Consider the following 14,316-nt stretch of genomic DNA (forward strand, 5'->3'; position numbering starts at 1 on the left):
GTGGCGGGCCGACGCCGCTGGTTGCCCCGGCCGCGATCACCGTGCCGGAACGGCTGGCGCGACGGCGCCGGTCACAGTCCACCGGTGCGACGGTCCGGCCCGCCGGAACCGCCGAGATCCGCCCCGCCGATGATCATCCCTCCGAGGGTCGGCACGCCGAGGGCCGGCGGGTCGAGCGGGCAGCACCAGCTCAGCCGGCTGCGCGCGGGCCTGAGGGCGCCGCCGCAGGCGCGGCTGGGAGCGCGGACCAGCGGCGGCTGGCTGGGGGGTGGGCCGACGGCGGGCGGCCGTCCGCCGAACCGGCTGCGGTGGGTGCACCGGCCGAGAACGGTCCGGTCCGACACCAGGTGGACGGCGGCGCGCCGGCCGGTCGCCGAGCCGAGGACGCTACGCCGGAGAGCCGTCAGGCTGAGCCGGTGGGACCGCCGCCGTCGGCGGGACCGGGTCGGTTGCGCCGTAACCCGGCCCTTCCCGATCCTGCGGAACCCGCCGCTGGGCGCGGTTCCGCCCCGCCCGCAGATCCCACGGCGGAGAGCGCCTGACCGCGCCACCCTTCAATGGGCCAAGCGACCTGCTCGCCGCCGCCCGCCTGGCCAGCGGCCACGCGCCACCACCGCCGCCAGCCTCAACCCTGATGCCGACGTCTAGGCACCCAAAAGGCGCAAATCAACGATCCGCTGGTAGTCCGCGTCGCAGGCCCCTTGATGATCTGAGCACCAGTGCTGTTAAACGGCACCGATAACAGCACTGGTGCTCAGATCATCAACCGTTCGACGCCCGCCCCCTGTGCAGCGGGGAGCGGCGCCACCACGGAGGACCTGAGGCCGGCCGTTCGAGGGGTTCACCCCGTCCCGTTCGTCGGGGGCTCGATCCGTCTCAGATGATCGAGCGCCAACCGGGCCGCACGACACAGTCCGGTCTCCGTCCCGAGTCGGGCGCCGCACGCGCACACCCCCGTCTTCCCGTTCGGGGAGTGCCGCTCGATGGTCATCCGAAGGGCGTGCGCCCGGACGTCGGCGGGGATCGGGTCGGGGCCGGGGGTTGAGTCCAGATCCTGGTACGCCCCGGACAGGGTTCCGGTGAGGAACGGCGGAACCACGAACCGGTGTGCCGCATTCTCCGGGACTTCCCTGCCGGCGGCGCTTCCGGTATCGGTCCGCACTCTCCGCTCCCGCTTCCGGGGTGGTCGACCGCCGATGGAACGCCACTCCCACGGCGTCCCCCACGTCACCGGTCACTCTCCAATTGGCGGCGCTTCGCCTCGGCGTCCGCGTCAAAATCGGGTACCGCCTGCCTGCCTTGGCAGTCGGCGCGGTCGACGGTCGGGACGGCCGGGTTCACGACGGCGCCCATCGGTGGAACTGGGGCTGCCAGTCACGCAGCGCCTGCTTGATCCGCAGGTTCTCCGCCCTGGTGGTGGCCAGCTCGGCGCGCAGCGCCGCCAGCTCGTCGGCGACCAGGTGCAGGAACGCGTGTACCTCGCCGGGGTCGCACCCGCGCCGGGCACTGTCGGTGAAGCGGCGGTCCCGCACCTGGGCGGGGCTGATCGGCTCCCGCTCCACCCGCCGGTAGTAGGCGCCGCCGTTCGGCATCCGCCGCGCCAGCCGGGGCCGTCCTCCCCCGTTCGGGTGACCGGCGGGACCGCCGGTGCGGGTTTGCAGGTCGGCGAGGAGTTTCGCTCGCCGCCGGTGTGCCGGGATGAGCCGCCTGAGCAGTCTGCGCACGGAGAACCACCCTCTCGGGATCACGGATGACGCCGGGTTGTGCCGTGAATGGTTGGAAGGGTGGCCCGACCCCGGATAGGGGCAGGCGGGGTCGGGCCACCCGCTCTACGACCGCAGCCTCAATCGGCGGTACGACCACAGAGCCGCTGTGCAGTGGTTGAGCGGTTGGGTGTGGGTCCGGTCCCGGCGGCGTAACGGATTGGCGGGCGCTGACGGAGCGGAACCGAACCCGGTAACAGAATCACCCTCCCCCTTACGTATGTCAAGTGCGTCAAGTTGACGGGGCTGCTAGGCGTCACCTCCGTACGTTCGTTTCATGCGGTTGGCTGGGATGGCGGAGATCCAACAGATGCTCGGGGGCGTATCCCGCCAACGAGCCTCGGAGATCGTCAACCGGGCGTCCTTCCCAGCGCCCTTGGACACCCTTGCGACCGGTCGGATCTGGTCACGCGAGCAGGTTGCCGACTGGATCAAGAAACACCGCTCGACTCAGCGCGAAGACTGACCTGGCTTCCCCGAGCTGAAACGTCGATGTTGAGACGCTGCGGTGTCGCTGGGGCAACCACAGAACGTCTCAACGCCTGCTCTGAACCGCGTTGAAGGGCGGGCGGGTCTTGGTGGGCCGGGGTGGGATGGGCGATCGCGTTAGGATTCGGGGGTGGCGCTGTTGCATCGGGCGACGATGGTCCCGACCAGGCTGGAACTCATTGCCGGTTGGCTACCGGGGCAGCCCTGGTATCAGGGGCCAGATCCGGCGGAACTTGAGCGGGTGGCGTCGTACCGGTTCGATGATCCCGCCGGCGCGGTCGGCATGGAAACCCTGCTGGTCCGGTGTGGCGACGGGCAGCTCTATCAGGTGCCGTTGACCTATCGGGACGCCCCGTTCGACGGCGGTGACGAGCGGCTGCTCGGCACGGGCGAGCATTCCGCGCTCGGCCGGCGCTGGATCTACGACGCCTGCGGCGATCCGGTCTACGCGGCAACCCTGGCGAGCGTCATCGTCGGCGAAGTGGGACAGGCCGACGAGTTCTACGAGACGGAGGGCCAACTCGACCGGCGCGAGCGGAGCATGACCGTCACCGGCGAGGCCGGGAGCGACTGGACTGGTGGCGAGTCCGTCGACACCGGTGTCGGGGCTGTTCGTTCGGTGCGATCCGCCGATCCCACGATCCTGGTCACGGACCGGGTGGAACTCTCCGTGATCCGGCGCCTCGACCGACCCGATGGTGCCGATGCGGTGCAGGGCGCGATGTTGAGCGGCACCTGGCCGGGGCAACCGACGCCCCGCCCGCTGGCCTGGGCCTGTCCACTCTCCTGACCGACGACAGCCGGCCTACCTGCGCATCAGCCGGCCCCTAGATCCGGGCGCCGACCACCAGCCCCGATCCCCAAGCCATGGCGGTCGCCCGTAGCCCGGCCACCCGGGGCAGCCGGTCCAGGAATCCGTCGACGCGTTCCTGGTGTTCGGCGGGCCAGGTCGGCTGCGGCAGCAGGTCGTCGCCCACGTAGAGGCCGCCGGGCCGCAGCAGGGCGAGCACGTCGTCGAGACGGTGGAACTTGCCGGGAAGACAGTCCACGAAGGCCAGATCGAAGGGCTCACCGTCGTAGTCGGTCAGCCACCCGTCGACGTCGGCGGACTCGAAGCTGACCCGAGGATCGGCGCCCAGCCGGGCGACGGCTACCGCTTGCACCCGGGGATCGATCTCCACGCTGATCAGCCGCGCGTCGGCGGACATGCCGTCGAGCAACCAGGCGGCGCCGGCACCGGCGCCGGTGCCCAACTCCAGGATGCGGCCTGCCGGCTTGCTCGCGGCGAGGGTCGCCAGCATGGCCCCGGTCCGGTTCTCGCACGACATCTCGAAACCGAGTGCTGCCGCATCGGCCAGGATTCCCGCCAGCGCCTCGGGCACGCGAACTGGTTCGTCCTGCACTGTCACTCCCTTCCCGGGCGACTACCTCCCTGGACCCGTCCGGGTTCGATGCAGCCCGGCGCGCAGTTCATCGTCGCTCATCACCAGGTAGACCAGTCCGCAGTCCTGCGGGCCGGTGGCGCCGGGTAGGCAGAGCGTGCAAGGTTCGCCCGGCCGGATCGGGCACTTCGGCTCCGGGCGGCGGGACGGTCGTGCGGTCATGTCCCCATGTTCGCCCAGCGCTTCATCCCGGACCAGGGCCATCAGTCCCGGCCGGCTGGCGCGTCAATCGCTGTCCGTGGCGGCCAGCACGGACAGCTCTCGCCGGTCGGCGCGGATGGCGACCAGTCCGAGGTCCCAGGCGACCCGGTCGAACCAGTCGGTGTCGGCGTCGAAGGTGTACCAGGCGCAATCGTCAACCAGCCGCTCCACCTGGGCGGGGGAGGCATCGGGCGGGGCGCCCGCCAGCGCGGCGATCGACCGCCAGGCGGCCAACCGGCCGAACGCGCCACGCTCACCGGACCGGTACGCCCCACCCGTCGCGGCCGCGGTGAAGAGCCGCCGCCAGATGTCGGCCGGTGACCGCTCGGCCAGGACGAGCCGATCCCGGTCGTCGAGCCCGGAAAGACACTCCAGTCCGAGGCCGAACAGCAGCCCGACGACGGTACCCGGCGCGATGTCCAGATCGTCGGCGAGGAGATAGGTGCGGGCCTCGAACCGGCCGTTGGAGTCCTCGACCCAGTTCAGGACGGCCGCACCGATCGCCGTCGCCGTCGATGCGGTGGTGGTCTCCGCCGCCACCGCCGGTCCGGTGGCGGGCCGCGCCAGCGTCGGACCGGAGAGGGCACGATGGCCGGGACCGGGGAGGTCGTGGGGCTGGGCGGCGGCGGTGCCCGCCTTGTCCAGCGTGGTCAGGGACAGGGGCAGCCAGCCGAGAGGGTGGGCGGCGCGGTGCGGCGACCCAGCCCACCCGCAGACCCAGGGTGTCTTTTCGACGGCCGCGCCGGCCAGCAGCAGTTCGTGCGTCAGACAGGCGTTGAGGTCCGCGATCGGTCCGTCCTGCGCCGCGCCGCTGTCGAGCAGCACTGCCGCCAGCTCGTCGGCGGGATGGTGGGTGGCCAGCAGGGCGGCCGCGTAGCGGGTGATGCCGGCGTCGGCGACGCCGTTGACCAGCCGACAGGTTGGTTCAAGGTGGTCTGCCCCGGGTGCGGTGGCCAGCAGTCGCACCAGCGGGGGAAGGACGCTGCGGAACTGCCAGGTCGCGCGGCCGTACCGACTGGCGACCGCCAGGCCGAGCTCCACCAGGAAGCCGGCGTCGCCCTCGGCAAGGCGCCGTTCACTGAGCCGCCAGACCTCCGCCGCCTCCCTCTCCTGCCCCAACCCGCGAAGGAGCCGCTCGATCTGGTCGCCCACCTCCGCAGGGTAACCGTGCAGATCTTGGCGACAGCTGACCCGGCAGCGCCCGTCCCATAAGGTAATCAGTGGCGGCGGCTTCACCGACGACCACAGGTCGGTGGCGACGGCGGACCCCGACGTCCAGCTCGTCGACCCGGAGCGCTGGTACGCGGCGACCTGAGCTGGCTCCACCCTCAGCCGGTGTCGGGGTTTGCGAGGATGGCCGATGTGGAGGGACGTGGCTGGTCGCGGTTGTCCAAGCGGATGAGAGGGCTGACCGGTGCCGAACGGCGGGTGACGGTCGGGTTCGAGCGGGGCGAGCCGGTCGACCTGCGGGACTTGGCCGAACCGGTCCGGGCCGGCGTCCTGGCCGACCTGCTGACCGGCTGCGAGCGGCCCGGCCGGGCCGCGCTGCGGCTGCGGAACGCCCGGATCGAGGGACGGCTGGATCTGCGCAACGCTGAGGTCGCCGTACCGGTGCGGTTCGCCGATTCCACCTTCACCGACACCCCCTGCCTCGACGACGCCCGCGCGGCCAGCCTGCTGTTCACCGACTGCGTCCTGCCCGGACTGCGCGCCCGACTGCTGGAGCTCCGTGGCGACCTGGTGTTGCGCGGCTGCGCCGTGACCGGCCCGGTCGACCTGCGCGACGCCCGGGTCGGCGGGACGGTGAACCTGGACGGCGCCCGGCTGGCCGCCGCCGGGGAGGCGGTCGACGAGACCCGCGCGGCGGGCCGGGGCGCGGGGGTGGCGCTGGCCGGCGCGCGGATGACGGTGACCGGCAACCTGCATGCCCGGGGCGGCTTCACCGCGGTCGGGCAGGTCTGGCTCGGCGGCGCGACGATCGGCGGTACGGCCGACTTCGACGGCGCCGTGATCAGCAACCCGGGCGGGCTGTCGCTGAGCGCCGACCGGCTGACCGTCGGCGGCAGCCTGACCGCCCGGTACGGCTTCCGCGCCGACGGGGACGTGATCCTGATCCACGCCCAGGTGGGCAGCCAGCTCAACTTCACGAACGCCCGGCTGGGCAGCTCCGGATTCTCGGCGCTGCACCTCGGCGGTGCCCGGGCCGGCACGCTCTGGCTGAACTTCGCCGAACCGCCGGACGGGCGGGTCCGGCTCTCCGGCCTGACCGTCGACTCGATCTTCGACGATCCGGCCACCTGGTCGGCCGAGCTGGACCTGATCGGCTGCACCTACCGGTTGATCGTCGCCCGGCTGCCGTCGGCGCCGGACGAGCCGTCGCCGACCGTGCAGGTCGAGGTCGGCCAACGACTGGACTGGCTGACCCGCAGCCCGGACGGCTACGCCCCGCAGCCGTACGAGCAGCTCGCCGACTTCTACCGGCGCAACGGGCAGGATCCGGAGGCCCGGCGGGTGCTGCTGGCCAAGCAGCGCCGGCGCCGGGCCACCCTACGCTGGCCGGGCCGGCTGGCCGGGTACGCGCTGGACGGGCTGGTCGGCTACGGCTACCGCACCTGGCTGGCCGGGCTGTGGTTGGTCGTGTTCTGGGCGGTCGGGACCGCCACCTTCGTGGCCCGGCCGCCGCAGCCGCGCAACCCGGCCGAGGCGCCCACCCCGGACGCCGCGTTGCAGGCCCTCGACCTGCTCCTGCCGATCATCAACCTCGGCCACGACGGGGCCTGGAAGCCGGCCGGCTGGAGCCAGTACGTGGCCGCCGCGCTGGTGATCGCCGGCTGGGTGTTGACCACCGCCGCCGTCGCCGGCCTCACCCGCCTCTTCAACCGCTGAACCCGGCCGGGACCGCTGAACCCGGCCGGGACCGCTGAACCCGGCCGGGACCGCCCGGAAGGCTCAGCCGTTCACGGCGCGCAGGAAGTTGGCGGCGATCGGGACGGCGCTGGCGCCGCTGGCGCCGCCCTTCTCGACGAAAACCGCGATCGCCACGTCGCCCTGCCAGCCGACGAACCAGGCGTGTGTGTTCGCGGGGTTGTCGTCGAACTCGGCGGTGCCGGTCTTGCCGTGCACCGGCGAACCCGGCACCCCCTTGAGCGCGGTGGCGGTGCCGGCCGTGACCACCTCCCGCATCATGGTTCGCAGCGGCTCGACCGAGCCCGGCTTGAGCTGCGGTCCGGCCGGCGCGGGGTTGGCCGGCGCCGGGTCCAGTAGCAGCTTCGGCTGCTGCCACTGCCCGCGCGCCACCGCCGCGGTCGCGCCGGCCATCGCCACCGGGCTGACCAGCGTGGTGCCCTGCCCGAACGCGGCGGCGGCCCGCTCGGCCGCGCTGCCGCCGGTGGAGACCTTGCCGCTGAACGCCTCGACGCCCAGCTCCCAGGGCGCCTCCAAGCCGACGGAACGGCCCGCCTCGGCCAACCCGTCCGGACCCAGCTTCGGCGCCAGCGCCGCGAACGCGGTGTTGCAGGAGCGGGCGAAGTCGGTGTGGAACGGCACCCGGCCGAGGGCGAAGTCGTCGGAGTTCTTGAACGACCGACCGTCCACAGTGAACGTCTTCGGGCAGTCGACCGGGGTGTCCGGCCCGACCGCGCCGAGGTCGAGCAGGCCGAGCGTGCTGACCATCTTGAAGGTCGAACCGGGCGGTACCTGGGCGGTGAGGGCGAGATTCTCCGCGCCGCCGCCCGGCCCGTTCGCCACCGCCAGCAGCGCGCCGTCGCTGACCCGGACGGCCACCAGCGCGGAGCGCTTCGGCTCGCCGGCCAGCGCGGCGTCGGCCGCGGTCTGGACCCGGACGTCCAGGGTGGTCCGGATCGGCGCGCCGGCCCGCGGCTCCTGCCGGAACAGTTCGGTGCCCGTCGGCTCGACCACCCCGGCCGGGTTGGTCCGGGTGACGATCACACTGGTGCCGGCCGTGCCGCGCAGCCGTTGCTCGTACCCGCCCTGCAGGCCGCCGTGGCCGACCAGGTCGCCGACCGCGTAGACGCCCGGCTCGGCCTCCAGGTCGGCCTTCTGCACCGGGTCCACCGAGCCGAGCAGCGCCCGGGCGAACTCCCGGGTCGGCGCCAGATCCCGCTGGTCCTCGACGAACCGGGTGCCGTCCAGGCCGTGGATCCTCGGCTTGATCTGCAGGTACGCCTCCCGGCGCAGCAGCACCACGTCGACGAACGCGTCCGGCTTGGCGGCCTTGAGCCGGTCCGGCAGGTCGGTGAGGTCAACCGGCGGGTTCAGCGCCGGCCGGATCGCCCGGAAGGCGGCGTCCAGGTCGCGGACCAGGGCGGCCGGGTCGGTCACCGCGCTCGGCTGCACCCCCACCTGCACCACCGGTCGGGGGGTGACGATCGGCTGACCCGCGGCGTCGAGCACCGCGCCCCGGGCCGCCGGCACCCGGCGGATCGCCAACTGGTCGCCCGGGGTCAGCTTCTCCTGCACGATCGTCGGCTCCCACACCACCTGCCACTCGTCGTCCGGCCCGCGCTGCAGCCGTACCTCGGTGGGGTAGCTCCAGTGGGTGCCACCCGGCAGCGTCCAGTCCACCTGGACCGTCGCGGTGGCCGACTCGGCCGTCTCGGTGACCTCGCCCTGCCGGCGCAGCGCGGGCGGGGTCGCCGCCAGCTCGCCGGAGAGCTGCTTGAGCTCCTCGGTCACCTCGGCGGCCGGGGTCCGCTGGCCGGAGGCGTTGAGGAAGCCGATGGCGTCCAGCCCGCCACCGTCGCGCCACCCGGCCAGGAAGGCGTCCACGGTCTGCTCCGGCCCGTCCTCGTCCGAGCAGCCGGTCAGGCCGGCGGCGGCGAGCGTCAGGCAGGCGAGGGCCGCGGCGGTCCGCCGGCGGGCGGAAACCTTCGGGTACGGCGGGAGCAAGCGCATCTGTCGTCACTTTCGGTAAGCGAACCGGCTGGTGGGGCGGCCGGGGTTGGCGAGCCGGATGAGCCGACGGTAGTACCCGCGGCCGACCCGTGGGGGCCGCCCCCGTCGGCCGACCACCCCGACGATCAGGGCGGGGTCGGGTGTGATGACCTGCGCAGCGGGGGTATCTAGGGACAGCCTCTCCCTGGGGCCGGGACGGGGTGGTGGGAAGAGTCCGGTTCCTGACGTCCGGCCGGCGATCCACCGATCCGTTCCCGGGTCGGCAGGGCCTAGGCTGGGGCGCTGAGTGACCCACAGCGTCGTGGGTCGAGGGGAGTGGCACCAATGGACCGGCGTCCGGCGACAAAACCGGGACCCGATCTCCGGCCTGACGACAACGGCCGGAACGACTTCGATCCCGACCGCGGCCTCGATCCCGACCGCGGCTCCGGTCCGGAGGGCGACCTCGATCCGGACGGCGACCACGAGATCGGGCTGGCCGTGGTCGACGACGGCAACCGACGCCGGTCCGGCGGCCCCGATGCCGGGGACACCGGACTGAGCGACGACGACTCCGGGGCCCGGATCTTCACCGGCGTCACCGGGCTCACCGGGGCCAGCGTCGACACCCTCTACGACCTGGGCCTGCCGGCCGAGGCGCTCGCCGACGACGTCGAGGACGCCGAACTGGACGAGCCGGTACCCAACGCCGAGCGGCTGGTCGCGCAGGCGGTCGGGCTGGCCGGCGGCGACCACGACGCCGCCACCCTGGTCGACCGGTTCTGGCGGTTCGCCCCCGACGAGGAACTGATCGGCATCACCGCCGAGGAGATGCTCGCCGCGGCCCAGGCCCACCGGGACCTGGCCCGGCAGCGGGTGCCCGGCGAGTTGAAGCTGCGCATCCACGAGCCGGCCACCGGCCAGCAGCACACCGTGATCGAGATCGTCACCGACGACATGCCGTTCCTGGTCGACTCGGTCACCGCCCTGCTCACCGGCGAGCACCTCGACGTGCACATGCTGGTCCACCCGCTGGTGGTGGTGCGCCGCGAACCGCTCGGCCGGCTCACCGAGGTGGCCGCCGACGTCGAACCGGACGACGCGATCGCCGGCGACATCGTCGAGAGCTGGATGCGGATCGAGATCGACCCGGTCCGCGACGCCGCCGCCCGCGACCGGCTCCGCGGCGAGTTGCAGCGGGTGCTCACCGATGTGCGGGAGGCGGTGGAGGACTGGCCGAAGATGCGGCAACGGGCGCTCGGCCTCGCCGACGACCTGGCCGCCGCCCGGACCTCCGAGACCCGCCCGCCGGTGCCGGAGAAGGACATCACCGACTCGGTGGAGCTGCTGCGCTGGCTCGCCCACGACCACTTCACCTTCCTCGGCTACCGCGAGTACCGGTTGGTCCGCACCGACAACGGCGACCAGGCGCTGGAGGCGGTGCTCGGCTCCGGCCTGGGCATCCTGCGCCAGGACTCGACCCGGCCCCGGACGCTGTCCTCGCTGGCGCCCGAGGCGCACGACAAGGTACGCGAGAAGCGGCTGCTCATCATCACCAAGGCCAACTCGCGGGCCACCGTGCACCGGTCGGCCTATCTGGACTACATCGGCTTCAAGATCTTCAACGACGAGGGCGAGGTGGTCGGCGAGCGGCGCTTCCTCGGCCTGTTCGCCACCGCCGCCTACCGCACCAGCGTCCGGGAGCTGCCGGTGGTGCGCCGCAAGGTCGCCGAGGTGCTGGACCGCTCCGGGCTCAGCCCGCGCAGCCACTCCGGCAAGGACCTGCTGCAGATCCTGGAGACCTATCCGCGCGACGAGCTGTTCCAGATCAAGACCGACGACCTCTACCACGCGGTCGTCGGCGTACTGCGGATGGCCGGCCGCCGGCAGCTGCGGCTGTTCCTGCGCCGGGACGGCTACGGCCGGTTCATCTCCTGCCTGATCTACCTGCCCCGGGACCGGTTCACCACCCAGAACCGGCTGCGCATGCAGGAGATCCTGCTGCGCGAGCTGAACGGCATCGGGGTCGACTACACCACCCGGGTCACCGAGTCGATGCTGGCCCGGGTGCACTTCATCGTCCGCAGCGACCCGGCGAGCCCGCCCGGCGACATCGACCCCGACCTGCTGGCCGAGCAGCTGGCCGACGCCACCCGGCTCTGGGACGACGACTACCGGCTGGTGCTGGAGCGCAAGCTCGGTGACGAGCAGGCCAAACGGCTCTTCGCCCGGTACGCCGACGCGTTCCCGGAGGGCTACAAGGACAGCCACACCCCGTACGAGGCGATGAAGGACCTGGCCAAACTGGAGCTGCTGGAGGAGTCCGGCCAGCTCGAGATGCACATGTTCCGCAAGCAGCGGTGGGGGGCCGACCGCGGCGGCGAGCAGACCGACGTCCGGTTCAAGGTCTACCGGTACGGCGAACCGATGGTGCTGTCGGCCGTCCTGCCGGTGCTGCACTCGCTCGGGGTCCGGGTCATCGACGAGCACCCGTACGAGGTGGACCGGATCGACGGCCGGATCTACCTGTACGACTTCGGCCTGGAACTGCCGGAGAAGGCGCTGGAGCTGGCCGAGGTGCGGCCGCACGTGGAGAACGCCTTCTCGGCCACCTGGCGGGGCGAGGCCGAGGTGGACGGCTTCAACGAGCTGGTGCTGCGCGGCGGCCTCACCTGGCGGCAGGTGGTGGTGCTGCGCGCGTACGCGAAGTATCTGCGGCAGGCCGGCACGGTCTTCTCCCAGGACTACATGGAGCAGACCTTCATCAGCTACCCGACGCTGGCCGCCCTGCTGGTGGAGCTCTTCGAGGTGCGGATGTCGCCGGTGCTGGGGCTGAGCGCGGAGGAACGCAGCCTGCGCGGCAAGGACCTGGTCGACCGGATCGGCCGGGAACTGGACGAGGTCACCAGCCTGGACCAGGACCGCATCCTGCGGTCCTACCTGACGTTGATCCAGGCCACCCTGCGGACCAGCTTCTACCAGCGCCGCGACGACGGGCGACCGAAGCCGTACGTGGCGATGAAGCTCGACCCGCAGGCGATCCCGGACCTGCCGGCCCCCCGGCCAAAATACGAGATCTTCGTCTACTCGCCCCGGTTCGAGGGCGTGCACCTGCGCTACGGCCCGGTGGCCCGAGGCGGACTGCGCTGGTCCGACCGGCGGGAGGACTTCCGCACCGAGGTGCTCGGTCTGGTGAAGGCGCAGATGGTGAAGAACGCGGTGATCGTGCCGGTGGGCGCCAAGGGCGGCTTCGTGCTCAAGCAGAAGCCGGGCGACCGGGACGAGGCGGTGGTCTGCTACCGGGAGTTCATCGCCGCCCTGCTGGACGTGACCGACAACCTGGAAGGCGGTCGGGTGGTGCCGCCGCCGGACGTGGTGCGCCACGACGGCGACGACCCGTACCTGGTGGTGGCGGCCGACAAGGGGACGGCGAGCTTCTCCGACATCGCCAACGAGATCTCGCTGGCGCACGGTTTCTGGCTGGCCGACGCGTTCGCCTCCGGCGGCTCGGCCGGCTACGACCACAAACGGATGGGCATCACCGCCCGGGGCGCCTGGGAGTCGGTCAAGCGGCACTTCCGCGACCTGGGCCTCGACACCCAGACCGAGGACTTCACCGTGGTCGGCGTCGGCGACATGTCCGGCGACGTGTTCGGCAACGGGATGCTGCTCTCCGAGCACATCCGGCTGGTGGCCGCCTTCGACCACCGGCACATCTTCCTGGACCCCGACCCGGACCCGGCCCGCTCCTACGCGGAGCGCCGCCGGCTGTTCGACCTGCCGCGCTCGTCGTGGTCCGACTACGACCAGGAGCTGATCTCCGACGGCGGCGGCGTCTTCGCGCGTACGGCGAAGTCGGTGCCGGTGACGCCGCAGGTCCGCGCGGTGCTCGGCCTCGACGACGGGGTCGACGCGCTGTCGCCGCAGGAGTTGATGCGGGCGATCCTGGCCGCGCCGGTGGACCTGTTCTGGAACGGCGGCATCGGCACCTACGTGAAGGCGTCCACCCAGACCAACGCCGAGGTGGGGGACAAGTCCAACGACGCGATCCGGATCGACGGCCGGGACCTGCGGGTCCGGGTGGTCGGCGAGGGCGGGAACCTGGGCTTCACCCAGGCCGGCCGGGTCGAGTACGCGCTCACCGGCGGTCGGATCTTCACCGACTCGATCGACAACGCGGCCGGGGTGGACACCTCCGACCACGAGGTGAACATCAAGATTCTGCTCGGCGACGCGGTCGGCGACGGTGAGCTGACCATGCCGGACCGGGACGCGCTGCTGGCCGAGATGACCGACGAGGTCGCCGAGCTGGTGCTGCGGGACAACTACGACCAGGCCCGGGCGATCAGCAACTCGCTGGCCCAGGCCGCGTCGCTGCTGCCGGTGCACCGGCGGATCATCACCGACCTGGAGCGCTCCGGGCAGCTCATCCGGGAGTTGGAGGCGCTGCCGGCCGACGAGGAGCTGGCGGCGCGGGAGTCGGGGTTGACCGCTCCGGAGTTCGCGGTGCTGCTGGCGTACATCAAGATCGGTCTGGAGCGGGAGATCCTGGCCGACGGGATCGCCGACGAGGAGTGGACCTCGGAGGTGTTGGCGGGCTACTTCCCGACGCCGCTGCGCGAGCGGTACGCCGACCGGATGCCGGGCCACCGACTGCGCCGGGACATCGTGACCACGGTGCTGGTGAACGAGGCGATCAACCGGGGCGGACTCACCTTCGTCTACCGGGTGGTGGAGGAGACCGCCGCCACCCCGGCCGACGTGATCCGGGCGTACGTGGTGGTGCGGGACGTGTTCCGGCTGCGGGAACTCTGGGCGGCGGTGGAGGCGCTGGACAACCAGGTCTCCACCGAGCTGCAGACGGCGGTCTACCTGGACACCCGGCGGCTGCTGGACCGGGCGGTGCGCTGGCTGGTCACCAACCGGCGGTCGCCGATCGACGTGCCGACCGAGATCGCCCGGCTCCGGGACGGGGTGGCCCGGCTGCTGCCGGAGCTGGGCGGGCTCTTCTACGGCGCCGAGCGGGAGTCGTTGCTGGCCCACATCGACCTGCAGGTCGGTCGGGGGCTGCCGCGCGAGCTGGCGGAGCGGGCGACCAGGTTGATGTACAGCTTCGGGTTGCTCGACGTGGTCGAGGTGGCCACCGACACCGGCCGGGACACCGGCGAGGTGGCCTCGGTGTACTTCGTGATCTCGGACCGGTTCCGGGTGGACTCGCTGCTGTCGAAGATCTCGCTGCTGCCCCGGGAGGACCGGTGGCAGACGCTGGCCCGGATGGCGCTCCGCTACGACCTGTACGCGGCGCTGGCGGCGCTCACCGCCGAGGTGCTGGCCTCGACGCCGGCCGACGTGCCGGCCGAGCAGCGGGTGCACCAGTGGGAGGAGGCCAACGCCACCTCGATCACCCGGACCCGCAAGGCGATGGGCGAGTTCGACGAGTCACGGTCCGACCTGGCGGCCCTGTCGGTGTTGCTCCGGCAGATCCGGACCCTGGTCCGGACCTCCGCCGCGAGCTGACCGGCGGCGGC

The 14,316-nt window shown here is 72.3% G+C and carries 9 protein-coding genes; 4 read left to right on the forward strand and 5 right to left on the reverse strand.

What is annotated here, in order from left to right; all coding sequences use genetic code 11:
* Window positions 1–1,337: 1,337 nt before the first annotated feature.
* Window positions 1,338–1,724: a DivIVA domain-containing protein gene (locus O7627_RS06000; protein ID WP_278092498.1), complete on the reverse strand. Its 387-nt coding sequence runs from the start codon at window positions 1,722–1,724 to the stop codon at window positions 1,338–1,340.
* A 316-nt stretch (window positions 1,725–2,040) separates the two neighbouring features.
* Here O7627_RS06000 and O7627_RS06005 point away from each other — a divergent pair, with 316 nt between their 5' ends.
* Window positions 2,041–2,229, forward strand: coding sequence for a hypothetical protein (locus O7627_RS06005; RefSeq protein ID WP_278092499.1), 189 nt, complete (start codon window positions 2,041–2,043; stop codon window positions 2,227–2,229).
* A 153-nt stretch (window positions 2,230–2,382) separates the two neighbouring features.
* Window positions 2,383–3,042, forward strand: a complete 660-nt coding sequence (locus O7627_RS06010; RefSeq protein ID WP_278092500.1) for a hypothetical protein — start codon at window positions 2,383–2,385, stop codon at window positions 3,040–3,042.
* A gap of 37 nt (window positions 3,043–3,079) precedes the next feature.
* Here O7627_RS06010 and O7627_RS06015 read toward each other — a convergent pair whose 3' ends face one another.
* From O7627_RS06015 to O7627_RS06025, 3 genes are all read right to left on the reverse strand, one after another.
* Window positions 3,080–3,655, reverse strand: coding sequence for a class I SAM-dependent methyltransferase (locus tag O7627_RS06015; protein ID WP_278092501.1), 576 nt, complete (start codon window positions 3,653–3,655; stop codon window positions 3,080–3,082).
* A 21-nt stretch (window positions 3,656–3,676) separates the two neighbouring features.
* Window positions 3,677–3,856: a DUF6767 domain-containing protein gene (locus tag O7627_RS06020; RefSeq protein WP_278092502.1), complete on the reverse strand. Its 180-nt coding sequence runs from the start codon at window positions 3,854–3,856 to the stop codon at window positions 3,677–3,679.
* Between the two features lie 63 nt (window positions 3,857–3,919).
* A complete protein-coding gene (locus O7627_RS06025) occupies window positions 3,920–5,047 on the reverse strand; it encodes a DUF6183 family protein (protein ID WP_278092503.1) in 1,128 nt (375 codons plus the stop codon).
* A 201-nt stretch (window positions 5,048–5,248) separates the two neighbouring features.
* On the opposite strand from O7627_RS06025, the gene O7627_RS06030 reads away from it, so the two are divergent.
* Window positions 5,249–6,781 (forward strand): hypothetical protein, encoded by a 1,533-nt coding sequence (locus O7627_RS06030; RefSeq protein WP_278092504.1) that lies wholly within the window; start codon window positions 5,249–5,251, stop codon window positions 6,779–6,781.
* Between the two features lie 63 nt (window positions 6,782–6,844).
* Here O7627_RS06030 and O7627_RS06035 read toward each other — a convergent pair whose 3' ends face one another.
* On the reverse strand, window positions 6,845–8,809 hold the full coding sequence (locus tag O7627_RS06035; RefSeq protein WP_278092505.1) for a penicillin-binding transpeptidase domain-containing protein: 1,965 nt from the start codon (window positions 8,807–8,809) through the stop codon (window positions 6,845–6,847).
* Window positions 8,810–9,133: 324 nt separating this feature from the next.
* Between O7627_RS06035 and O7627_RS06040 the strand changes: the two genes are divergently transcribed.
* Complete coding sequence (locus O7627_RS06040) at window positions 9,134–14,305, forward strand: NAD-glutamate dehydrogenase (protein ID WP_278092506.1); 5,172 nt, start codon at window positions 9,134–9,136, stop codon at window positions 14,303–14,305.
* Window positions 14,306–14,316: the final 11 nt, after the last annotated feature.

The organism is Solwaraspora sp. WMMD1047 (genome assembly GCF_029626155.1).
GTDB lineage: Bacteria > Actinomycetota > Actinomycetes > Mycobacteriales > Micromonosporaceae > WMMD1047.